This window comes from Embleya sp. NPDC059213 (genome assembly GCF_042754445.1).
Classification (GTDB): Bacteria; Actinomycetota; Actinomycetes; order Streptomycetales; family Streptomycetaceae; genus Embleya.
Window position 1 is genome coordinate 1 of record NZ_JBHZAV010000094.1, and the last position, 20,172, is coordinate 20,172.

22 protein-coding genes are annotated in these 20,172 nt (G+C 72.7%); 11 read left to right on the plus strand and 11 right to left on the minus strand.

What is annotated here, in order from left to right:
• Positions 1-7: 7 nt before the first annotated feature.
• From ACFXMF_RS29190 to ACFXMF_RS29220, 7 genes are all read right to left on the minus strand, one after another.
• The gene (locus tag ACFXMF_RS29190) at positions 8-1,054 is read right to left on the minus strand and encodes an SIS domain-containing protein (protein WP_360319231.1); all 1,047 of its coding nucleotides are present in this window, start codon (positions 1,052-1,054) and stop codon (positions 8-10) included.
• Between the two features lie 88 nt (positions 1,055-1,142).
• The gene (locus ACFXMF_RS29195; protein WP_360319229.1) at positions 1,143-2,126 is read right to left on the minus strand and encodes an ROK family protein; all 984 of its coding nucleotides are present in this window, start codon (positions 2,124-2,126) and stop codon (positions 1,143-1,145) included.
• Positions 2,127-2,189: 63 nt separating this feature from the next.
• Positions 2,190-3,401, minus strand: coding sequence for an alanine racemase (locus ACFXMF_RS29200; RefSeq protein WP_360319227.1), 1,212 nt, complete (start codon positions 3,399-3,401; stop codon positions 2,190-2,192).
• Positions 3,402-3,518: 117 nt separating this feature from the next.
• Positions 3,519-5,015, minus strand: a complete 1,497-nt coding sequence (locus tag ACFXMF_RS29205; RefSeq protein ID WP_379991001.1) for an APC family permease — start codon at positions 5,013-5,015, stop codon at positions 3,519-3,521.
• 111 nt (positions 5,016-5,126) lie between these two features.
• Positions 5,127-6,314 (minus strand): ROK family transcriptional regulator, encoded by a 1,188-nt coding sequence (locus tag ACFXMF_RS29210; protein WP_360319223.1) that lies wholly within the window; start codon positions 6,312-6,314, stop codon positions 5,127-5,129.
• A 235-nt stretch (positions 6,315-6,549) separates the two neighbouring features.
• Entirely contained in the window at positions 6,550-7,077 is a 528-nt protein-coding gene (locus tag ACFXMF_RS29215) for an SRPBCC family protein (protein ID WP_379991002.1), read from the minus strand.
• Between the two features lie 85 nt (positions 7,078-7,162).
• The gene (locus tag ACFXMF_RS29220; RefSeq protein WP_360319219.1) at positions 7,163-7,660 is read right to left on the minus strand and encodes a MarR family transcriptional regulator; all 498 of its coding nucleotides are present in this window, start codon (positions 7,658-7,660) and stop codon (positions 7,163-7,165) included.
• Positions 7,661-7,828: 168 nt separating this feature from the next.
• Here ACFXMF_RS29220 and ACFXMF_RS29225 point away from each other — a divergent pair, with 168 nt between their 5' ends.
• The 5 genes from ACFXMF_RS29225 (at position 7,829) to ACFXMF_RS29245 (ending at position 12,883) form a co-directional block, all read left to right on the plus strand.
• A complete protein-coding gene (locus tag ACFXMF_RS29225) occupies positions 7,829-8,470 on the plus strand; it encodes an NAD(P)-dependent oxidoreductase (protein ID WP_379991003.1) in 642 nt (213 codons plus the stop codon).
• Between the two features lie 142 nt (positions 8,471-8,612).
• Positions 8,613-9,893, plus strand: coding sequence for a GNAT family N-acetyltransferase (locus ACFXMF_RS29230; protein ID WP_379991004.1), 1,281 nt, complete (start codon positions 8,613-8,615; stop codon positions 9,891-9,893).
• A 254-nt stretch (positions 9,894-10,147) separates the two neighbouring features.
• Positions 10,148-10,999 (plus strand): alpha/beta hydrolase, encoded by an 852-nt coding sequence (locus ACFXMF_RS29235; protein WP_360319213.1) that lies wholly within the window; start codon positions 10,148-10,150, stop codon positions 10,997-10,999.
• 137 nt (positions 11,000-11,136) lie between these two features.
• Entirely contained in the window at positions 11,137-11,832 is a 696-nt protein-coding gene (locus tag ACFXMF_RS29240) for a haloacid dehalogenase-like hydrolase (RefSeq protein WP_379991005.1), read from the plus strand.
• A gap of 58 nt (positions 11,833-11,890) precedes the next feature.
• Complete coding sequence (locus ACFXMF_RS29245; protein ID WP_379991007.1) at positions 11,891-12,883, plus strand: ADP-ribosylglycohydrolase family protein; 993 nt, start codon at positions 11,891-11,893, stop codon at positions 12,881-12,883.
• A gap of 60 nt (positions 12,884-12,943) precedes the next feature.
• Here the strand turns inward: ACFXMF_RS29245 and ACFXMF_RS29250 are convergent, their stop codons facing one another.
• A complete protein-coding gene (locus ACFXMF_RS29250; protein ID WP_360319207.1) occupies positions 12,944-13,570 on the minus strand; it encodes an ABATE domain-containing protein in 627 nt (208 codons plus the stop codon).
• Positions 13,571-13,656: 86 nt separating this feature from the next.
• Between ACFXMF_RS29250 and ACFXMF_RS29255 the strand changes: the two genes are divergently transcribed.
• Both ACFXMF_RS29255 and ACFXMF_RS29260 read left to right on the plus strand, forming a co-directional pair.
• The gene (locus ACFXMF_RS29255; protein WP_379991008.1) at positions 13,657-14,427 is read left to right on the plus strand and encodes an MBL fold metallo-hydrolase; all 771 of its coding nucleotides are present in this window, start codon (positions 13,657-13,659) and stop codon (positions 14,425-14,427) included.
• A 64-nt stretch (positions 14,428-14,491) separates the two neighbouring features.
• Positions 14,492-15,193, plus strand: a complete 702-nt coding sequence (locus ACFXMF_RS29260) for an SUMF1/EgtB/PvdO family nonheme iron enzyme (RefSeq protein WP_360319203.1) — start codon at positions 14,492-14,494, stop codon at positions 15,191-15,193.
• A 108-nt stretch (positions 15,194-15,301) separates the two neighbouring features.
• Here the strand turns inward: ACFXMF_RS29260 and ACFXMF_RS29265 are convergent, their stop codons facing one another.
• Entirely contained in the window at positions 15,302-15,568 is a 267-nt protein-coding gene (locus tag ACFXMF_RS29265; RefSeq protein ID WP_379991009.1) for a hypothetical protein, read from the minus strand.
• Here ACFXMF_RS29265 and ACFXMF_RS29270 point away from each other — a divergent pair.
• The gene (locus tag ACFXMF_RS29270) at positions 15,549-15,731 is read left to right on the plus strand and encodes a hypothetical protein (RefSeq protein ID WP_379991010.1); all 183 of its coding nucleotides are present in this window, start codon (positions 15,549-15,551) and stop codon (positions 15,729-15,731) included. The two genes, ACFXMF_RS29265 and ACFXMF_RS29270, sit on opposite strands and share 20 nt — an antisense overlap.
• A gap of 220 nt (positions 15,732-15,951) precedes the next feature.
• Positions 15,952-17,046, plus strand: a complete 1,095-nt coding sequence (locus ACFXMF_RS29275; RefSeq protein ID WP_379991011.1) for a DUF4328 domain-containing protein — start codon at positions 15,952-15,954, stop codon at positions 17,044-17,046.
• Positions 17,047-17,119: 73 nt separating this feature from the next.
• Here the strand turns inward: ACFXMF_RS29275 and ACFXMF_RS29280 are convergent, their stop codons facing one another.
• Positions 17,120-17,662 carry a MarR family winged helix-turn-helix transcriptional regulator gene (locus ACFXMF_RS29280; protein ID WP_380020840.1) on the minus strand — a complete coding sequence of 181 codons (543 nt, stop codon included), beginning with the start codon at positions 17,660-17,662 and terminating at the stop codon, positions 17,120-17,122.
• A gap of 48 nt (positions 17,663-17,710) precedes the next feature.
• On the opposite strand from ACFXMF_RS29280, the gene ACFXMF_RS29285 reads away from it, so the two are divergent.
• On the plus strand, positions 17,711-19,060 hold the full coding sequence (locus ACFXMF_RS29285; protein ID WP_379992020.1) for an amidohydrolase family protein: 1,350 nt from the start codon (positions 17,711-17,713) through the stop codon (positions 19,058-19,060).
• 193 nt (positions 19,061-19,253) lie between these two features.
• The gene (locus ACFXMF_RS29290; protein WP_360319193.1) at positions 19,254-19,529 is read left to right on the plus strand and encodes a hypothetical protein; all 276 of its coding nucleotides are present in this window, start codon (positions 19,254-19,256) and stop codon (positions 19,527-19,529) included.
• Positions 19,530-19,554: 25 nt separating this feature from the next.
• On the opposite strand, the gene ACFXMF_RS29295 is transcribed toward ACFXMF_RS29290, so the two are convergent.
• Positions 19,555-19,926 (minus strand): hypothetical protein, encoded by a 372-nt coding sequence (locus tag ACFXMF_RS29295; protein ID WP_379992021.1) that lies wholly within the window; start codon positions 19,924-19,926, stop codon positions 19,555-19,557.
• Between the last annotated feature and the right edge of the window lie 246 nt (positions 19,927-20,172).

Below are 20,172 nucleotides of genomic sequence, written 5' to 3' on the forward strand. Positions count from 1 at the left end.
GCCCGGATCAGGTGGTCGGCGTGACCTTGGCCAGGCCGATCGGGGCGTCCGGGTTGGCGCCGCGGTGCAGGGCGAAGGTGCGGGCGAGGCCCTGGAGATGCACCGTGGTGGCGATCGCCCGGGCGGATTCCGAACGCAGGTCGCCCAGTTCGGGTGCCACCATCGCGTGCGGTATCCCGTCGGCGACCAACCGCGCCCGCAGGGCGGCGATGTCCGGCGCGGTCGGGCCGCCGAGGTCGATCAGCAGCACCGGTACCCGAGCGCCCAGTGCGGCGATCGGCCCGTGCAGCAGGTCGGCGACCGAGATGCCCTCGGCGAACACCCCCGACGTCTCCCGGATCTTGAGCGCGCCCTCCAATGCCACCGCGCCACCGAGCCCCCGGCCGGCGACCACCAGGCGATCGTGGTGCGCCCAGTCCGCGGCCAGCGCCTCGCATTCGTCGACGCCGGCCAGTACCCGGGCCACCGCGTCCGGCAGCCCGGCCAGATCGGCCGGATCGGCCACCGTCGACGGCAACGGCCCGAGCGCGAGCGCGATCCCGACCATGGCCAGCAACTGGGCGGTGACCGTCTTCGTGGCCGGCACCGCGATCTCCGTGCCCGCGTCGGTCGCGGCCAGCACATCCGCCTCCGCCGCGAGCACGCTGTCCGCCTCGTTGGTGACCGCCACCACCCGGGCACCTCGCGCCCGCGCGGCCCGCACCGCCGTGACGATCTCGGGCGTGCGCCCGGACTGGCTCAACGCGGTGACCAGGTAGCCGGTGTAGTCGGTGCGCGCGTCGTACCTGGTCACCAGGCTCGGCGCGGCCAACCCGGCGGGCCGCCCGGACGCCAACTCGTACAGGTAGCGGCCGAACACCGCCGCGTTGTCCGAGGACCCCCGCGCGATCGACACGGACCCGTGCAGCGGCGCCGGCAACGCATCCCGAATCGCCGCCGCCAACTCCGGCAGCCGACCCACCAACCGCCGCAACACCTCCGGCTGTTCGGCCATCTCGGCGGCCATCACGGCACCGGGAGCGGGAAGCGCGGGAGAAGCCGTGTTCGTCGTCATGTTCATCCCATCGATCGAGGTCGGACCGGAACCGAAAACCAAACCGCAACACGCGACCGGCCGGCGCAGCGCCGACCGAGGGAACAACTCACGTCACCAGGGCCCACCCCGGCCGCTCACCCCCCGCCACGTCCCACGCGAGCGCCGCCGCGCCCCGCAGCGCCCCGTCGTGGATGTACCGGGCCGCCACGATCACCTCGCCCGGATCGACCGGGCTCGGAGCGTGCTTCGCGAGGAACGTGCGCAGCACGTCGAGCACCCGCTCGGACACGGCCATCAGGCCACCGCCCACGGCGATCCTGGTCGGATCCAGCGCCAGATACAGGTTGAGCACGTGGCCCGCCAGCACCGCCAGGGCCTGCTCGGCGACGGCCCGCAGACGCGGGTCGGTGGAGGTCAGAATCGCTGCCGCGTCCGGCGGCGGGCCGTTGCCGGCGAGGGCGTACAGGGACTGCGTCCGGGCCACCAGCGGGCCGCCGCCGATCAGCGACTCCAGGTCCGGCTCGTCCGGCCGGCCCGGCACCAGCGAATACCCGATCTCGCCGGCCACGCCCCGGGCGCCGCCCACGACCCGGCCGCCGACCGTGAGCGCGGCGGCGACTCCGGTACCCAGATTGACGAACAGCCCCGGGTCGGCGGCCACCAGCGCGCCCGAGCGCAGCTCGGCCAGCCCGGCCGCCTTGACGTCGTTGGCCACCACCACCGGCACCGCCCCGAACGCCTCGCGTGCCAGGCCGAGGACGTCCACCCGCTCGATCCCGGGCAGGTTCGGCGACAGCTCCACCCCGGCCGAGGTCACCGTGCCGGGACAGACCAGGCCCACCGCCACGATCTCGCGCCGCCCGTCCCGGGTCGCCGCCGCGACCTGTTCCCGGGCCGACCGCAGCAGCCGATCCAGCGCGTGCGCCATGTCCTCGCCCGGCTCGCGGGTGGCCACCCGACGCTCCGCGAGCACGGTGCCGGCCGCATCGACGGCGGCCATCGCCGTCTTGGTCCCGCCGATGTCGAGCGCGACTATCCCGAGGGAGTCGCGCGGCAGCGGTTGGTCGAGCAGGTCGGCGGAGTCGAACACGATCGTCACATTCCTCGAATCGGGCGGCGGCAACGGCAAGAACACGGACGGCGACCGGCGCGGTCAGGACGGGTCGCCCACCACCCGCGCCTCCGCGTCGTACCGCTCGCCCCACACCGGCGCGCCCGCATCGGCCCGGTGCAGGCCGGCCACCGACTGCGTGCGCCCGCGGGTCACGAACGCCTGCGGCCGGAAGCACATCACCACCGTGTCGCCCGGCCGGATCCCCAGCCGACGCGCGTCCCGCAGCACCGTGTAGTAGTGGATCGCGCCGTCCGGAGCGGTATCCACCCGCGCCCGACGCTCGACCGCGGTCGCCGCGTCCCGGCCCACCAGCGCGGTGAGCGGGAACTCGCCCAGCACCTTGTCGAGGTAGTGCCCGGCGGCGAACGCGTACGCGTCGTCCCCGTCCACGTGCGACACCTCGGTCACGTACACGATCGCCGGCTGCTCCGGCGCGTCCGCGGCGAACACGTGCAGCGGCGTCGTCCCGTGGATCGCGTTGCCCGGCTCGACATGCGTGGCCCCCGCGTCGGCGGCGATCGTCAACGAGTGTGCCGACGTGGTCCCGGGCGCGTTCACCTGACGGATCTCGAACCCGGCCGCCCGCAGCCGCTCGGCCGCCGCAACGACCGTGCCCAGATTGGGTGTTGCCACGATCCGCCGCTGCTCCGGGTCGGCCAGCAGGCACGGGAACGTGGTCACGCCGTGCACCGCGACGCCCTCCACCGCGTCGACCTCGCGCGCTGCGGCCACCACGTCGGCGGCCGGGAAGCCGCCGCCGTGGCCGAAGTAGAACCGGTCCCCCTCGCCGTGCACCCGCAGCAGCACCGACACGGGCGCGCCGCCGCGCCGTACCGCCGCCGCCCCGATCCGGCGGGCCGCGTCCACGGAGAACACGGTGACCACCTCGGGGTCGGCGCCCACCACGAAGTCCTCGCTGCCCCGATGCGGCTGCACCAAGTGCCCGACGTGCCCGACCGGCAGGCCGTGCCGGACCGCGGCCGACACACAGGCGGTGTCCACCGCGACGACCGGACCGAGGCCCGCGTCGATCGCGGTGCGGGTGACGTCGGGGTTGCGCCCGTACTGCTTGGCCATCACGTACGTGGACAACCCCCGCGAGCGCGCGGCCTCGGCGATAGTGGCGGCGTTGCGTGCCACCGTGTCCAGGTCCGCGACGTACGTGTTGGCGAGCAGGCGGCCCTCCTGATGTGCCGTCACGACGGCCTCGATCAGCGGGCGGTTGTGGGCGAGGAGTCGGTCGAGGAACATCGCGAGGCTCTCCTTGGGAGGAGCGGACGAAAGGACTGCACGGAGTCGGTCGGGGCGGGCGGTTCGCCCGAGCCGGCGCGCGAAGGCCGGCCGGGCGTCGGCCGTTGCCCCACCGGATCAGGTCCGGCCGAGCGCCACGGGTATCGCCCCCTCCCCCGACCCGGCGGCCGGCTCACCCGCCTGGCCCGGTTCCGATTCGTCCTCGAACACCCGACCCATCGCGGCCAGCACCTGTGGACGCGAGCGGTGCGCCCAGACCAGATACGCGGTGCCCAGCACCATCCAGCCGACGATCACGTACGGCACGAGGTTGTTCGGATGATCGGGCACCGGCCACAGCTGGCCGTATATCGGCAACAGCATCAGCAGCACGGTCGCGCCCGGCAGGATCCCGTGCCGCAGCACGGAGAACTCGGCGCGGTGCTCGCGCAGGTAGAACCGGATCACCGCGACGCTCATCAGGATGTAGATGATCACCATCCCGAGCCCGAGGATGGTACCCGCGAACCCGTAGACGCCCAGCGGCCCCAGGTCACCGCCGAAGCCGCTGCCCAGCACCAGCGCGAAGACGAGCGAGAAGCCCAGGTAGGCGGTGATCGCCGACTGCGGCACGTGGCGTTCGTTGGTGCGGCCCAGAAAGCGCGGGAGCACGCCCTCGCGGCCCATCGAGAACAACACCCGCACGGCCGCGTTCGAACCGGAGACCACGTTGGCGAACTGGCTGACGATCACGGTCAGTGCGAGGACCCAGGTGACACCCCAGTAGCGATCCACCAGGGTGGTCAACGGCGCGGCGTCCCCGGCGAGTTGGGAACCGTGCGCGGAGCCGAAGCCGATCGAGGTGGAGTACGCCATCAGCACGTAGAAGGTGCCGATCACCGCGACCGCGGTGAACAGCGCGAGCGGGATGCTGCGCTTGGCGCCGCGCGCCTCCTCACCCAGGGTGGCCACCGACTCGAAGCCGATGAACATCAGGATGCCCCACAACATGCCGGTACCCAGGCCGCTGAACCCGTCGATCGAGTTCGCCGGATCGAACGGCGCCGTCGACAGCCCCGAGTCGCCCCCGTCGCCGAGGATCACCCCGGCCAGCCCGAGCAGTACGCCGACCTCCAGGACCAGGAAGATCAACGCGGTCTTGGCCGAACTGGAGACGCCGAGCGAGTTGACGCCCCATACCACGGCCGCGAACGCGAGCGACATCACCTGCCACGGCACCCGGATGTCGAACTGACTGTCCAGGAAGTCGTGGCTGTATCCGCCGAGCGCGGCGAACAACATCGGCCCGACCATGCCGTAGGTGAGCAGCAGCAGCCACCCGGAGAGGAAGCCGCCGGACTTGCCGAAGCCGTGGCTGTTGTAGGTGTACGCGAAACCCGCCGCCGGCAGCTTGCGGGCGAACGCGGCAATGGTGTTGGCGACCAGAAGGCTGGCCACCATGGCCAACACGATGGCCAGCGGCAGCGCGTAGCCCGCTCCCGCCGCGGCGGGCGGCGTGTTGAACGCGACGCTGGTCGCGGGGCCCATGAAGGCCATGCACATGGCGACGGCACCGAACACGGACAACGTGTTCCGGCGCAGGGACCCGCCTTTCGACGGCAGTGGGGTGGACATGGGTGGTACTCCAGGCGGTTCGGTGGGGTGGGACGGACCCCTGAGGGTGCGCGGGCCGCCGGCCGCGGCGGCGCGGTGTGCCTTGTGTCTGTGGGTGGGCGCGGCCCGGTGTCAGTGCGCGGCCGGGGCGAGCAGCGCGGACAGCTCCAAGTCGGCCCGGACCGCCGCCGCCGCGTCCGGCGCCACGTCGAAGCGGACCCGCAGGGCGGTCAGTCCGCGCGACACCGCGCCCAACGCGCCCGCGAGGTCGGCCAGTTCGGAGTGCACGAGCTCGGGGCACGCGGGCAATCGTCGGCGTACCCGCTCGCACAGCCGGGTGGTCATCGCCGCATCGATCGAGGCCGAGACCCGGCCGCCGAGCACGACCAGTTCGGGTTCGTAGGCGATCGTCACCGCGATCAACGCCACGCCGAGCGCGCGTTCGAACCGGTCGATCACGGCCCGGGCCGCCGGCGAGGAGTCGACGAACAGGTCGGCTGCGGTAACCACTTCGATCCCCGCGTCCCGAGCGGCCCGCATCAGGCCCTCGGCGCCGACCAGTTCCTCCACGGTGTGGTCGTCGGAGTCCACCGGCAGGAAGCCGAACTCGCCGACCAGACCGGTCGGGCCGCCCCGGATGTGCCGGTCCACGGCGACACCGGCACCGAAGCCGGCGCCGACGGTGAACATCACGGCGGTCTCGGCGGTCCGGGCGGCGCCGTGTCGCAGTTCGCCCTCCAGGGCCAGATCGGCGTCGTTGCCGAACGCGACGGTGCCCTCCAGCGCGCGGCGCACCCGGCGGGTGAACAGGTCGCCCTCGATCTGCGGGAGGTTGGTCGCGCCGCGCACGCCCAATCCGTCGGCCGCGACCGCGCCGGGCAGACCTATCACGCCCGCCCGCAGCACGTCGGGCGCGGCCGAGTCGGCGTAGAGCGCGCGGACCCGCTCGGCGAGCCAGTCCGCGAGGTCGTCGGCCGCCAGGTGTCGGGGTGTGGGCTCCTCGCGGTAGCGCGGCGCGTGGCCCAGCAGGTCGGTGGCCAGGAACCGGCAGGTGGTGCCGCCGAGGTCGACGCCGACCGCGATCCCACGCTCGGCCGCCACCTCGATCACCACCCCCTGCCGCCCACGCCGGCCGGTCTGGAGCACGGCGCCCTCGCGGACCAGGCCCTCGTCGAGCAGGCCCTCGACCACGCGCGAGACGGTGGCCGCGCTGAGCCCGGTCTGCTGGGTGAGACCCGCGCGACTGTGCTGCCCACCGGCCAACAGCACCGCGAGCAGGCTGGAGCGGTTGGCCCATCGGGCATCGGCCGTCTCCGCCATGTTCACCTCTCAGAGTGAAAATATTTCAGAGTGAGAGAAAATTAAGCCCGTGGGCAGGAGGTGTCAAGGGTTCGTCAAGACCCGGTCGCCGAGACAGGGGCGCCGGGACCCCCGCGGCCGGGCCGGAACATGAGCGCACCCCGAGCGACGGCCGGCGGGCGGCGGGTCGATCGGGGTGCTGGGCGGGGTGCGTGGGCGGGGGCGGGTAGCCCGGGGTGGGTGCGTGGGCCGGATTTCAGCCCTGACGTCCACCGCCGGACGCGACATAGGCGCGGAGGTGGTCGAGGCCGCGTTCGAGGATGTCGCCGACGGCCAGGTCGGCATCGGTACCCGCCTCGCGGTGTCGGGTCAGCGCGTCCACGGGCAGTGCCTCGCGGCCCTCGCTGCCGCCGAACTGGCCCGCGTCGTGCACCCGCTCGCGCTCCACCGCGCCGTAGTCGTCCGGATCCCGGCCGTCGTCGACCATGACGGTGACGATGCTGTCCACATCGCTCGGGCCGTCCTGGACGATCACGATGCCGGTGTACGGGGTGCCGCGCACGACCCATTCGATCCGGGTGCCGGGACCGTCCCGATCCAGCTCGACCTCGGCCGCGACGGACTGCGCCGACTCGCCGGCGGTCACCACCACCGCGCGGCCCGAGCCGGCCCGGACGGCGGTCACCGGAGGGAAGTATTCGGGAAGCTTGTCCAGGTCGGACAGGAGCATGTACACCCGGTCGGTGGACGCGGCGACCTGCACGGAACGCGTGTGAAGAACCATGCGCGTACTGCTATCCGTTCGAGGGCCGTTCCATTCTCGATCCGGATGCGGCCCGCGCGGGTCGGCCGCCCCGCGTACCGGCTCGTCAATCCGTCGCGTCGCCCAGGGATTCCAGCAGGGTGCGCAGCCCGTCGGCGAGCGCGGCCCGCTGCCGGGGACCCAGCGCGGCGAGCACCCGGCGCTCGGTGGCCAGGTGCGCGGGCAGCACCACGTCGATCAGTTCGCGGCCCTGGTCGGTGAGCGCGACCAGCACGCTGCGGCCGTCGGACGCACTGGTGCTCCGGGAGACCAGGCCGCGCGCCTCCAGTCGATCCAGGCGCTGGGTGATGGCGCCCGAGGTGACCATCGACGCCCGCATCAGCTCGGTGGGGCTCAGCCGGTGCGGGGGCGGATGCCGGCGCAGCGTGGCGAGTACGTCGAACGACGAGGCATCGAGCCCGTGTTCGCCGAAGGTGCGGGCCAGTTCGGCACTGACCAGGCGGGCGGCGCGGGACAGCCGGGCGAGGACCGCCATCGGCGACGCGTCCAGGTCGGGGCGCTGCGTACCCCATTGCTCCAGCACAAGGTCGACGTGATCTGCCACGGCGTCAGGTTAGCCGAGCCGATGCGGCGATCCGGGCCGCCTCCCTCTTCCCAACTATCTTAGCGTTGAGGTATCTTTCTCTTAGCACTAAGGGATCAACCACTCGGTCGACAGCCCGGTCGAGGCATTCACCCACGCAGCGAGACCACCCGAGAGGGGCACACCACCATGCGCATCACCGTGTTCGGAGCAGCCGGAAACGTGGGCAGCCGAGTCGTCTCCGAGGCACTGTCCCGAGGCCACGAGGTCACCGCCGTGGTCCGCGACGCGGCCCGCTTCCCCGAGTTGCACCCCGAGGCCGAGGCCCGTGTCGGCGACGCCGCCCGGATCGAGGACGTGGCCGCCCTGAGCACCGGCCGGGACCTGGTGATCAGCGCCACCCGACCGGCGCACGGCAACGAACAGGCGCTGGCCGACACCGCCGAGGCACTGCTGGCCGGGCTCGCCGGCACGGGCGTACGCCTGCTGACCGTCGGCGGCGCGGGCAGCCTGACCGTGCCCGGCACCGGCGACACGATGGCCGTGGACGACCCGCGGTTCGTGCCCACCGCGTGGCGCGGCATCGCCCTGGCCTGCAACGCCCAGCTCGACGTCTTCCGGACCGACACCGAGGTCGACTGGACCTACCTGAGCCCGCCCGCCCACCTGGAGCCCGGCACCCGCACCGGCAGCTTCCGGCTCGGTACCGACGAACTCCTCGTCGACCCCGACGGCGTCTCGGCGATCTCCATGGAGGACCTCGCGGTCGCCCTGATCGACGAGGCGGAGCAGCCGCGCCACCACCGCGCCCGCTTCACGGTCGCGTACTGAGCGACGGGCCCGATGAGGTCCGCTCCCGCTCCGGCCACGACGGAGAACGGGTCGGGATCCCGTCGCGGATCCCCGACCCGACGCTCCCCGGGGAGCCGGAAATCGATGGACGCGGCAACCCGACGGATGGCATAGTCCGGCCGTGACCGCCCCCACGCCTTCCACCGCACCGATCCCCCTGGCCGACGGCCTCGTACTGCGCCAGGCCCGGCCCTCGGACCTCGACCGGATCGGCGCGCTGCTCGCCGAACGCGGCGACGCGGGCGACGCCCTCGACCATCGACTCGTCGTCACCGACCCCGACGCCGGCCCGGCCGCGTGCGCCGTGGTCGTCCACGGCGACCGGGTCGTCTCCACCGCGACACTGCTGGACGAGGAACTGCGCGTCGGCGATCTGCGCCTGCCCGCCGGCCAGGTCGAACTGGTCGCCACCGACCCCGAGTTCGAGGGTCGCGGCCTGGTACGGGCACTCATGCGGTGGGCACATGAACGCTCCGCCGCGCGCGGTCACGTGGTCCAGGTGATGATCGGCATCCCGTACTTCTACCGGCTGTTCGGCTACGAGTACGCCATCGACATCCCACCGGCGCCGACCGTGCACAGCACGCCGCCGGCCGAACCCACCGATGGCGCCGGGCTCCTCGGGGAAACCGCGCCCGTCCTCCGCATCGCCCGCCCCGCCGACTTCCCGGCCATGGCCGCCCTCCAGGACGCCGCCCAAAGCCGGTTCGACGTGGCCATGCCGCACTCGGCGGCGTGTTGGCGCTGGTTGTCGGCGCACGACGCGAGCACGCTGCGGGTGCTCGAACGGGCCGGCACCATCGTCGCCACCGCACGCACCACGCCTCCCGACGAGGACGGCGACGTGCTCCTGGCCGAGGCGGCGGCACGCGACGAGCGGGCAGCCCGGGACCTGCTCCGCGCCGTCGCCGCCCTGCGTCCCGGAGGCACCGACGGCACGCTGCGCGTCGTGCATCGCGCCGGCACCGTCACCGCCGACGCCTGGCGGGAGTTCGTCGACCACGAACCCCGCACACAGGCGGAGCAGTACTACGTCCGCATCCCGGATGTCGCCGTCCTGCTCGACCGCCTGCGGCCACTGTTCCGGCAGCGGCTCGACGCGGCGGGCATCGACCACACCGACCGCGACATCGTGATCTCCACGTTCGGCGCCCACTACCGGATCCCGGTCCGAGCCGACGGCCTCGGCGGCGTCGTCACCGGCGGCGCGATGCAGTCGCCCGGAGCCGCGAACGGCATCGGCGTGGCCCCCGACCAACTGCCCGCCCTGCTCTTCGGCCCCTTGGGCGTCGAGGGCCTGACCCGGGTCCGCCCCGACGTCTACACCTCCGAAGAGGCCCTGTTCCAGGCCCTCTTCCCGGCACTGACCGCCGACCTCCTGAGCTACTACCTGCCGTACTGACGTCGACGCGTCCGCGGGCAACCCGAGCGATCGTCCCCACGTGAGCGAGGTCTCCCCCGCCCGGTGGTCGCCACGACGGCGACCGCGGCGGGCACCGGGACGCCGAGCACGCCGTGGGTGCGCTCGCGAAAACGGATGCCGACGGAGCGATGAGTTTGCGGACCGGGCCCGGTCATACAGAGCACAACCGTTCGCGAGGAACGACAACGGCGAGCGGCACCGGCGCACGGACTCGCAAGGGCATGGGAGCACTCATGAGCACAACGCACACCGTCACGTCCACCGATGGCACCGACATCGTCTACGACCGGTACGAGCCGGCGGGCGAGAGCCGCGGGACGGTGATCCTCGTCGGCGGCGCGTTCAGCTACCGGAAGTTCCCGAAGATGGTGGAGCTGGCCGAACTGCTCGCCGAAGCCTACGGGTTGACCGCGGTGAACTACGACCGACGCGGGCGGGGCGACAGCGGTGACACCCCCGGCCGCTACGACGTGGCGCGCGAGATCGAGGACGTGGCCGCGGTGATCGCCGCCGAGGGCGGGTCGGCGGCGCTGTTCGGCTGGTCCTCCGGCGCCGGACTGGCGCTGCGGGCCGCCGCCTCCGGGCAGGTTGTCGGGATCAGCCGGGTGGTCGCCTTCGAGCCGCCGTTCGTCGTCGACCGCACCCGCCACGTACCGCCGCCGGACCTGACCGCGACGCTGCACGAACTGATCGCCGCCGACCGGCCCGCCAAGACCGTGCAGTACTTCATGACCAAGGCGATCGGCATCCCGGCCCCGTTCGTGGGCCTGATGCGGCTCACCCCGATGTGGTCCAAGCTCAAGGCGGTGGCCGGCTCGACCGGGCACGACTGGGCGGTGATGGGCGAGTACATGCGCGGCGAGCCGCTGAACCCGGCCGACTGGGCCGGGGTGGACATGCCGGTACTGGTGCTGTCCGGTGGGCGCAGCGACGCACTGCTGCGCACCGCGGCCCGCGCCGCGACCGCGGTGCTCCCGAACGCTCGACTCGTCGAGATCGCCAAGCTCAGCCACAATCCGAATGTGGGGCTGCTGGCGCCGCCGGCGGGCGAGTTCCTGACCGAGCAGCCGGCCCCGAGCAGCTGACCTGCGGGGTCGGGTGGGTGGGGAACGAGGGGGCGAGGAGGCGGGGTTCGGCGCATGAGGGTTCGCCCCCTGCGCCGGGTAGGACATCGTCGGTCGCCACCGTCGATTCCGTCGCCCGCAGGCAAGGAGCCACACCGTTGAGCCACCCGCCGACCGACCCGCGCCCGCTCGTCGTCTTCGATTTGGACGGCACCCTCGTCCGAGGCGATTCGTTCGGCCACTTCACCCGGGTACTGCTGCGCCGCGCCCACTGGCGCCTGGTGGCGGTGGCACTGTGCCTGCCGATCATCGGCCCGATGTACGCCGTGCCCGCGACCCGTCGGCACGCCCTGGCCCTCGTCCTCCGGCTCGCCACGATCGGCCTGCCCGCGGCTCGATTCGAGGAGCTGGCCCACGACTTCGCGGCCGTGCGCGCGGTCGAGGGCAATCGGATCACGATCACCCTCGCCCGAGCCCGGGCCCATCTCGCCGCCGGGGACCGGGTGGTGATCGCGACCTCGTGCGCGGATCCCCTGGCCGGCGCCATCTGTCGGGAGCTCGGGCTCGCTCCGGTGCAGGTGATCGCCTCGCGCCTCGCCCCGAGCCGCACCGGCATGCGCGCGCTCCCCGCCTGCCGGGGCCCGCGCAAGGTCGCCCGCATCCGCGCGGCCGGCATCACCGACCCCATCACCCATGCCTACAGCGACAGTTCCGTCGACCTACCGCTGCTGACCGAGGCCACCCACCGCTACCTGATCGACCCCACCCCGAGCCACCTCACCCGAATCCACACCCGCCTGGGGCCGACCTACCAGGTGTTGCGCGACGACCCCGGGTCGGCCGATCGGCCATAGCGCCCCACCCGCTCCGGCGGGTGTGCCGGGTGCGACACCCGGCCTCTACGCTGCCTGGATGGACATCAGGGAGCGTGCCGTCGGTGCCGTCGTCGGCTCGGCCGTCGGGGACGCGTTGGGCGCGCCGTTCGAGTTCGGGCCGGCCGGCGCCTTCGGTACCCGGTTCCCCCCGGCGCCGCCCGGGAGTTCGCGAGCCGAGAAGCCCTATGCGAACGAGATGTGCGGCGGCGGCGGGTGGGACGCCGGCGAGGCGACGGACGATACCCAGATGGCCGTGCACGTGGCGTACTCGCTGCTGGAGGCCGGCGGCTTGGACCTGCCCGACATGTTCGCCCGGTTCCAGCGCTGGGCCCGATCCGAGCCCAAGGACATCGGCCTGCAGACCGAGGACGTGCTGACCAACCACCTGCCCTGGGACCTCGCGGCCGGTGTGCACTTCCAGACCACCGGGCGCGCGGCCGGCAACGGATCCCTGATGCGCGCCACCACCCCCGCCGTGTACTTCGCGCCCGACGGCCGCGCCGCCACCATGGCCGCCGCGCATCGGATCGCCGCGCTCACCCACGGCGACCGGGCCGCGTGGGAAGGCACCGCGATCTTCCACGAGTTGCTGCGGGTGACGCTGACCGGCGACGACCCCTTGGCCGCGCTTGCGCAGACGCTCGCCGAGGTGCACCCCGGGCACCGCGAGCGCTACGCCACCGTGCTGGATCCGGCCTGGCACCCCACCGACGCGACCGAGTTCAACGGAGCCGTCCGGCCCTGCCTCGGCTCGGCGGTCTGGGCGCTGCGCACCACGTCGTCGTACGAGGACGCCGTGCGGGCCGCGATCGACCTCGGCGGCGACACCGACACCGTCGCTGCGGTGACCGGCGCCCTGGCCGGCGCCCGATACGGCCGGGCCGGCATCCCCACCCGCTGGACCGACCGCCTGCACGTACCGCTGCCCGGCTCGAACGGCGAGATCCTGCGACTCCCGGACCTGGTACGGCTGACCGACCGACTCCTCGGCCGCACGGCGCGCCCCGCCGGCGCGACGACCGACGACTGAGTTTCGGCGCGCCCCGAAACGCCTCCGCCCTCGGCGGTCCGCCCGGGACGAGGCGTGGTCTCAGTCCGCGGGTGCCTTCGGCTGCGTTCGCCGTGCGTAGGCGCGGGCCGCGCGCACTCGGTCGCCGCAGCGGGTCGAGCACCACTGCCGGGAGGCGTGGGTGCGGACGAGGAAGCGCCGGCAGGAGGGGGCGCCGCAGGGAGCCAGGCGTTCGGCGTCCGCGCCGGTGATCAGGTCGGCGGCGTCGGCGGCCAGGATCGCGATGGCGTGGTTGACGATCCGGTCGGTGGGGTGTGCCTGGGCCCGGTAGGGGCCTCGGACCTCGTCCCAGTGCAGGAGTGCGGCCGACGGTGCGCTGGTGAGCGCGTCGTTGATGGCCTGTACCGCTGCGTCCGGCGCGGGGGCATCGGCGATCCGCGATGCGAGCAGTACCCGCACCACGTCGCGGACGGCGCGTAGTCGGCCCGCGCACAGGTCGTACAACCGGGTGTCCGGCGGCGCGAGTTCGCGCTCGACCAGCCATGCCTTCGCGGACGCCGGCGAGCCCAGCAGGTCGACCTCCTGACCGCCGGGCAGCGCGAGGTCGGTATTGGCCAGGTCCAGGGCGAGGTAGCGGTCCGCCCCGGGTGCGGGCGGAGGGACGACAGGCGCGGGGTGAGCGAGTGCGCCCGACACGTTCTCCTTCATGGCTCTCATGTTAAGGCTTGCCGTTCTCCGTGAGAATCCGCTAGCTTTTCTCACGGCAAATACGACCTTTACCCGTGAGGTGTGCAGTGACCGGCAGCAGCAGCACGACCCCTGAGCAGATCGACATCCGCGTCTTCGGTGGCCCCTCCGCCCTGATCGAGTTCGGCGGCCTCCGGTTCCTCACCGATCCCACCTTCGACGCGCCGGGCGAATACCCGATCGGCGCCCGCGCCCTGGTCAAGACCGCTCCTGCGGCCATCGACCCGGCCGAACTCGGCCCCATCGACGCGGTCCTGCTCTCGCACGACGAACACCCGGACAACCTCGACCACTCCGGTCGGGCCCTCCTCGCCGGCATCCCGCTGGTCCTCACCACCCTCAGCGGCGCCGGCCGACTCGGCGGCACCGCCCGGGGGTTGGCCCCCTGGGAGTCGGTGGACCTGCCCCGCCCCGACGGCGGCACCGTCACCGTGACGGCCACTCCGGCCCAGCACGGCCCGGAGGGCTGCGAACCGGTCACGGGCGAGGTCGTCGGCTTCGTACTGACCGCGTCCGACCTGCCCACGGTCTACGTCAGCGGCGACAACGCCTCGCTGGCCGTGGTCGAGAAGATCGCCGCGCAGGTCGGCCCGGTCGACACCGCGGTCCTGTTCGCCGGCGCGGCCCGCACCCCACTCTTCGACGGCGCGCTGCTCACCCTCGACAGCGCCCAGGCCGCCGAGGCCGCCGCCATCCTCGGCGCACGCCGCGTGGTCCCGGTGCACTTCGACAGCTGGGGCCACTTCACCGAGGGCCGCACCGCCCTGGTCGCCGCCTTCACCGCGGCCGGCCTGATCGACCGGCTGGACCTGGGCTGATTCGGCAACGGGTGCTCGTCGGGCGGCCGTTCCCGCGGACCCGGTGTCGTAGGATCGCCTGATCATGGGCACGGACGCGGGTTTTGCGATGGTCGCCGTCCCGGCCGGACAGGTGACCCTGGCCGACCGACGGACTCGGCGCAGTTGGTCGGTCGAACTCGCCCCCTACCGGCTCGCGTCGGTCCCGGTCACCCAGGCGCTGTACGCGGAGGTCACCGGACTGCGCCCGAGCGGCCCGCACGGCGATCGGCTCCCGGTCGAGGGGGTGTCCTGGTGGGACGCGGCGCGGTTCTGCAACGCCCTGTCCCGACGGGACGGATGCACACCGGCCTACCGCTTCGAAGCCGGCGACGACGCCGGTGCCGACCGCGGCGACGGCCGGCAGGTCGAATGGGATGCGTCGGCCGACGGATATCGGCTGCCGACCGAGGCCGAGTGGGAGCATGCCTGCCGAGCCGGTACGGCGGGAGCGCACTACGGGCCGCTGGACGACATCGCGTGGTATCGCGCGAACTCGGACGAGCGGATCCACCCGGTGGGTGGCAAGCAGCCCAACGCATGGGGCCTGTACGACATGCTCGGCAATGTGTGGGACTGGTGCTGGGACGTCTACGACGCCGAAGTCTACGGGAGCTACCGGGTGCTGCGCGGCGGCGGCTGGTTCGACGAACACTGGAGTTGCCGGGCCTCCGCCCGCCGCCGCAGCCACCCGACCTACCGGGTCGACGACGTCGGATTCCGCCTCGCCCGGTCCGGCACGGCCTGACCCACAGCCGCACCCGGCAACCCCTTCGGCGGCCGTGCCCTGGTCCGCCGACACCCCCGTACCGCGTGCCCTGCCCCGGCCCGAGCGAGCCGCTCCGGTGATCCGGGGTCAGGGTTGCGGTGTCGGGGAGTCGAGGACTCGGGCGCAGTGGCTCGTCAGGTCGGCGCGAAGTTGTTCGCGGGTCGTGTGGCGGCGGGTGACCAGGTATTCGACCAGGTCGGCGCGGGTCGCGGCGAGCAGGGCGTGGGCGGTGAAGTCGGGGTTGGCGAGCCCGGGGATCCCGTCCAGCGCGGTGCGCAGGGTGTGGTGCCGGCGGTCGTAGCGGCGTCGTGCATGCCGATCGACCCGCGAGCAGATGTACCAACGCCTGACCACCGAGGTCCCCGCCGAGTTCGCCGCCACGCTCGTCGACCTGGACCAGGCCATCGCCGAAGGCGCCGAGGACCGCACCACGGATACCGTGCAGCGCCTCCTCGGCCGCCCACCCCATGGCTTCGAGGCCGTCGTGGCACGGGAGTCGGCCGGACTCGGGGGCTGAGGACCGGGCACAGCGCGGGCCGGGGCGGGCTCGGGGTGCGGCGGCCCGCCCGGTGACGGCACGTGTTCGTCGGCGTCTCGCGCGTGACGTGTGGCGGTGCGCACGGCATGATGCCGGTTACGCCATGTGGGGTACGCGAGGCCGGCCGCCCACCGTGGCCTCGCCGCCCCATCCACCCGCATGGCCGATGCCGACCATCGACGGGGGATGATCCGAACTCGTGTTGTGCCCAAGCTGCGGCGCCCGATCGACGCTGCCGGATCGCTGTACCAACTGCGGTCACCAGGAATACGCCCCGCCCGCCGACGCGACGTCGACGACGTCCACGGACGCGCGCTTCGCCCGCTTCGGCCCCGCCCCGGCGCCGCCGATGGGCTGGTACGCACCGGTCTTTCGGTCCCTGCGCGGACTGGCCACCGCGTTGTACGTCCTGCTCGGTGCCACCGCCGTACTGTCCCTGCTCGCGGCGATCGCTCTGTTCCACCGGGCAAATCTGGTCGACCAGACCCTGCACGGCGGGTGGTTGACCGCCGACCCCGACGCGGCGAACCGATCCATCGCCGTGTGGTGGGGCCTGGCGAGTCTGGCCATCGTCGCGACCATGGTCGTGTTCGTGATCTGGTTCCACCGCGCCCGGTGCAATGTCGAGGTGTTGCCGCCGTCCCCGCAACACTTCTCCAGCGGCTGGGCGATCGGCGGTTGGTTCTGCCCCGTGGTCAACCTGTGCTTCCCACTGCTGATCGCGCACGACATCTGGAAGGCCAGCGACCCCCGGGCACCCCTGCGCGGCGGCCTCACCCCGGGCCGGCATCCGCTGTTGTGGACCTGGTGGTCGACCTACGTCGCCGCGAACATCGTGATCGTCCTCGGCGTGACCGGTCGCGAGTCGGACGGCGGCAACGACTCGATCGGCAGCGACGGTTGGACCACGTACCACGAGTCGTATCGCACCGCCGACACCGCTGCGGGCTGGGCCTTCCTGCTCCTGATCGCCGCCGCCGGCCTGGCCATCGCAGTGGTGGCCCGGATCACCACGTTCCAGTCCGAGTACGAGCGCGCCTTCCACGCGGCGGCCGGCCTGCGCCCGATGGCGCCCATGCAGCCGATGGCGCACCCGATGTACACGATGCAGCCGATGTACCGCCCGTACCCCCCATATACAGCGCCCCCGGTACAGCCCGCGCCCACCGCCTACCCGACGTGGCAGTCCCACCCGGCGCCTCCCGACCACGGGCGGCCGGCCGAGGACCACCCGGCGCCGCCCGTCCCGCGCCAACCGCCGGCCAAGCCGCAGCACCCACCGGCACCGTTCTGATCGATCCGGCGAAGTCCATCGCCTCGGGCAGCCCGCGCGTCCCGCGCGGGCACCGGCCCGACCGACCCGTTCCTCACCCGCCCCCGCCCCCGCCCCCGCGCGCCGAGCGCCGGGGTCGGGGGTTCTCGGTCGCGGCGGCGATCTCGCGCAGGGCGAGGGTCGCCGCCTCGATCGCCGCCGCAGGCGCGCCCCGCCAGACCTCGGCGTGCGCGGCGGCGTTGGCGCGGACCGCGTTCTCCGCGACCTGCACCCCGCGCGCGGTCAGGCTGATCAACGTGCCCCGACCGTCGCCCTGGTCCGGGAGGCGCTCGGCGAGGCCCTCGGCGACCAGGTGATTGGTGATGTTGCTGGTACCGCCCGAGGACAACAACAACGCGCGGCTGAGTTCGGTGGGCTTGAGCCGATAGGGCGCGCCGGCCCGACGCAGCGCGACCAGTACGCCGAACTGGGCCGGGGTGAGGCCGAATTCCGGCAACTCACGGCGCGTGGCCTCGTCCAGGTCGGCGGCGAGCAACATGATCCGCTTGCTCAGTTCCGTCGTCGCGTCCAGCACGTCGGGCAGTTCGGTCTGCCACGCGTTGACGAGTGTGCTCGCGCGGTCCTGTGGAGCGGTCATCTTGACAGCGTATTACACACACCTGATAGCTTTCTAAAAAGCTTTCACGTGAACATCACTCTGCCGGAGGCCCCGATGCCCACTCGACCCACGCCCGCCGCGCCTCTTGCCACCTCGCCCTCCCCCACCCGGCTGCTCCTGCGCGGCGGCACGGTCGTCGACACCGACCCGCACGTCACCGCCCGGCCCGACACCGACGTCCTGATCGAGCGCGGCACGATCGTCGCCGTCGGCCCGTCCCTGTCCGCCGAGGGAGCCGAAGTCGTCGACGCCCGGGACCGGATCGTGCTGCCCGGATTCGTCGACACCCATCGCCACGTCTGGCAGTCGGTACTGCGCGCGGTGGCCGTCGACAGCGACCTCGGCGACTACCTCGGCCGGGTACTCGGCCGGCTCTCCCCCGCGATGCGCCCCGAGGACGTGTACACCGGCAACCTCGCCGGCGCGCTCGAATGCCTGGACGCCGGCATCACCACGGTGCACGACTTCTCCCACGTCCAGCACCGCGCCGAACACGGCGACGCGGCGGTACACGGACTGCGCGCGGCCGGCATCCGGGCCGTGTTCGGCTACGGCCACCCGCCGTTCGACCCCGCCGCCCGCGACCCTCGCCTCGTCCGCGACCTGCGCGACCGCCTGTTCCCCGGCGACGACGACCCGGTCACCCTGGCACTCGCCCCCGGCGGCCCCTCGTACACCCCGATCGAACTGGTCGAACAGGACTGGCGCCTGGCCGCCGACCTCGACATCCCACTGGCCGTACACGTCGGCAGCGGCCCGGTCGCGCAGCGCCCCATCGAAGCCCTGCGCGATCGCGGCCTGTTGAACGCGCGCACGCTCTACATCCACGGCAACTCGCTCCCCGACGACGAACTCGCGATGATCGCCGACTCCGGCGGCACGCTCTCGATCGCACCGCACATCGAGGCGCAGATGGGGCACGGCGCACCCATGATCAACCGCGCCCGCGCCGCGGGGCTGGTCACCGGGCTCGGCGTCGACGTGGTCACCAGCGGTCCGGGCGACATGTTCTCGCTGCTGCGCGCGGCCCTGCTGACCAGCCAACTCGCGAACGGCCCACGGCTGTTCGCGGCCGACGTGTTGCGCATGGCGACCATCGGGGGCGCCACCGCACTGGGCCTGGCCGATCGCATCGGGTCACTGGCCGTGGGCAAACAGGCCGACCTGATCCTGCTGCGCGCAAACGCGATCAACCTGGTCGGCGCGGCACACGACATCGCCGGTGCCGTGGTGGCCTCGGCCCACCCGGGCAACGTCGACACCGTCCTGGTGGCCGGCCGGACCCTCAAGCGGGCGGGCCGCCTCACCCACCCGCACCTGGCCGACACCATCGCCGAGGTCCGGAGATCCGCAGCGCACCTGGCCGGTACGGCCTGACCCGCGCCGGAAAACGACACGGGGGCGACCCGGGCACCTCGTGTGGCCGCGAAATTCACACCAAATTCCAACGTTCCGTTCGTTGACCCGCAAGCGGTCGTCGTACAGGCTCTGGATCCAGGGTGCGGGGGATCGTCACGGGAGGCACAGGGTGGGGTACTGCGGGGGTTGTTCCGGGCAACGCTGGATCCCGATGGACCAGATCTGCAACGGATGCGGCGGATCCGGCCAGAACGGCATGGGCTCGGACAGCAACTGGTCCTGCTCCGGATGCGGCGGATCCGGCCGAATGCAGACGATGCAGCCGTGCCCGAGCTGCGGCGGATCCGGCGAGCAGGGCGATGGCGGCGGCCCGATCTACGCACCCCCGAGCGCCCCACTCACCCGCGCCCAACGCGTGAAGTCCCGGCTGATCTCGCTCATTGTCTTCGGCGGCCTGGCGGCGTACGTCTACCACACGACCAGGTAGCCGCCACCGAGCCCGGACGTCGGGCTCAGGACGCCGAGCATGTGTCGTCGAAACGTGAGCAGCCTTGGTGCGGCGCGACGAAAGTACGTTGAATAGGGAGAAGTCCGCCCCGGCGCGTATCAGTAGTGCCGGCAGTACAGGGCGCCGTCGTTGTCGACGGCAAGGGCGGCAAGTCGGGCAACCCCCGAAGGATCGTCAGCGCGTCGTCGGTCAGGTCGTCTCCGCCCACGCTCCTGAGCCGCTCGGTCCAGCGAGCGGCGAGCTCACGCAGCGCGCCGAGGTCGGCGTTGGCGAGCGCGCGATCAATCTGCGCGGAAGAGCAAAGACGCCGCCCCGCCCTCGTCGCCGCCGCAGCGTTGTCACCGGGGACGAGGAAGAAGGCCATGTCGGTGGCCACGTCGGCATGATGCCACCGCGCCGACTCGCGCGTCGTCCGGCTCGGAATGTCGTTTCGCCCGGGATCCGGATCCTCGCTCGGCCGCCGGTCCCGGCGGCCGGCCTGCGATGACATCCGCCCGGGATTCGTTCACCGGGCACTGTCCGAGCACCCGGCTAGTCTCGTTCACCAGCAATCGAACAAGGATTCGAATACCTGGCGACCCGCACGCACTCCCCTCCACTCCCCCTCCCTCGTCGAGTGCTC

Coding starts and splice junctions, on each gene's coding strand:
- ACFXMF_RS29190 (WP_360319231.1), bottom strand. CDS start 1,054: ATGACGACGAACACGGCTTCTCCCGCGCTTCCCGCTCCCGGTGCCGTG.
- ACFXMF_RS29200 (WP_360319227.1), bottom strand. CDS start 3,401: ATGTTCCTCGACCGACTCCTCGCCCACAACCGCCCGCTGATCGAGGCC.
- ACFXMF_RS29205 (WP_379991001.1), bottom strand. CDS start 5,015: ATGTCCACCCCACTGCCGTCGAAAGGCGGGTCCCTGCGCCGGAACACG.
- ACFXMF_RS29210 (WP_360319223.1), bottom strand. CDS start 6,314: ATGGCGGAGACGGCCGATGCCCGATGGGCCAACCGCTCCAGCCTGCTC.
- ACFXMF_RS29215 (WP_379991002.1), bottom strand. CDS start 7,077: ATGGTTCTTCACACGCGTTCCGTGCAGGTCGCCGCGTCCACCGACCGG.
- ACFXMF_RS29225 (WP_379991003.1), top strand. CDS start 7,829: ATGCGCATCACCGTGTTCGGAGCAGCCGGAAACGTGGGCAGCCGAGTC.
- ACFXMF_RS29235 (WP_360319213.1), top strand. CDS start 10,148: ATGAGCACAACGCACACCGTCACGTCCACCGATGGCACCGACATCGTC.
- ACFXMF_RS29245 (WP_379991007.1), top strand. CDS start 11,891: ATGGACATCAGGGAGCGTGCCGTCGGTGCCGTCGTCGGCTCGGCCGTC.
- ACFXMF_RS29250 (WP_360319207.1), bottom strand. CDS start 13,570: ATGAAGGAGAACGTGTCGGGCGCACTCGCTCACCCCGCGCCTGTCGTC.
- ACFXMF_RS29260 (WP_360319203.1), top strand. CDS start 14,492: ATGGGCACGGACGCGGGTTTTGCGATGGTCGCCGTCCCGGCCGGACAG.
- ACFXMF_RS29270 (WP_379991010.1), top strand. CDS start 15,549: ATGTACCAACGCCTGACCACCGAGGTCCCCGCCGAGTTCGCCGCCACG.
- ACFXMF_RS29280 (WP_380020840.1), bottom strand. CDS start 17,662: ATGACCGCTCCACAGGACCGCGCGAGCACACTCGTCAACGCGTGGCAG.
- ACFXMF_RS29290 (WP_360319193.1), top strand. CDS start 19,254: ATGGACCAGATCTGCAACGGATGCGGCGGATCCGGCCAGAACGGCATG.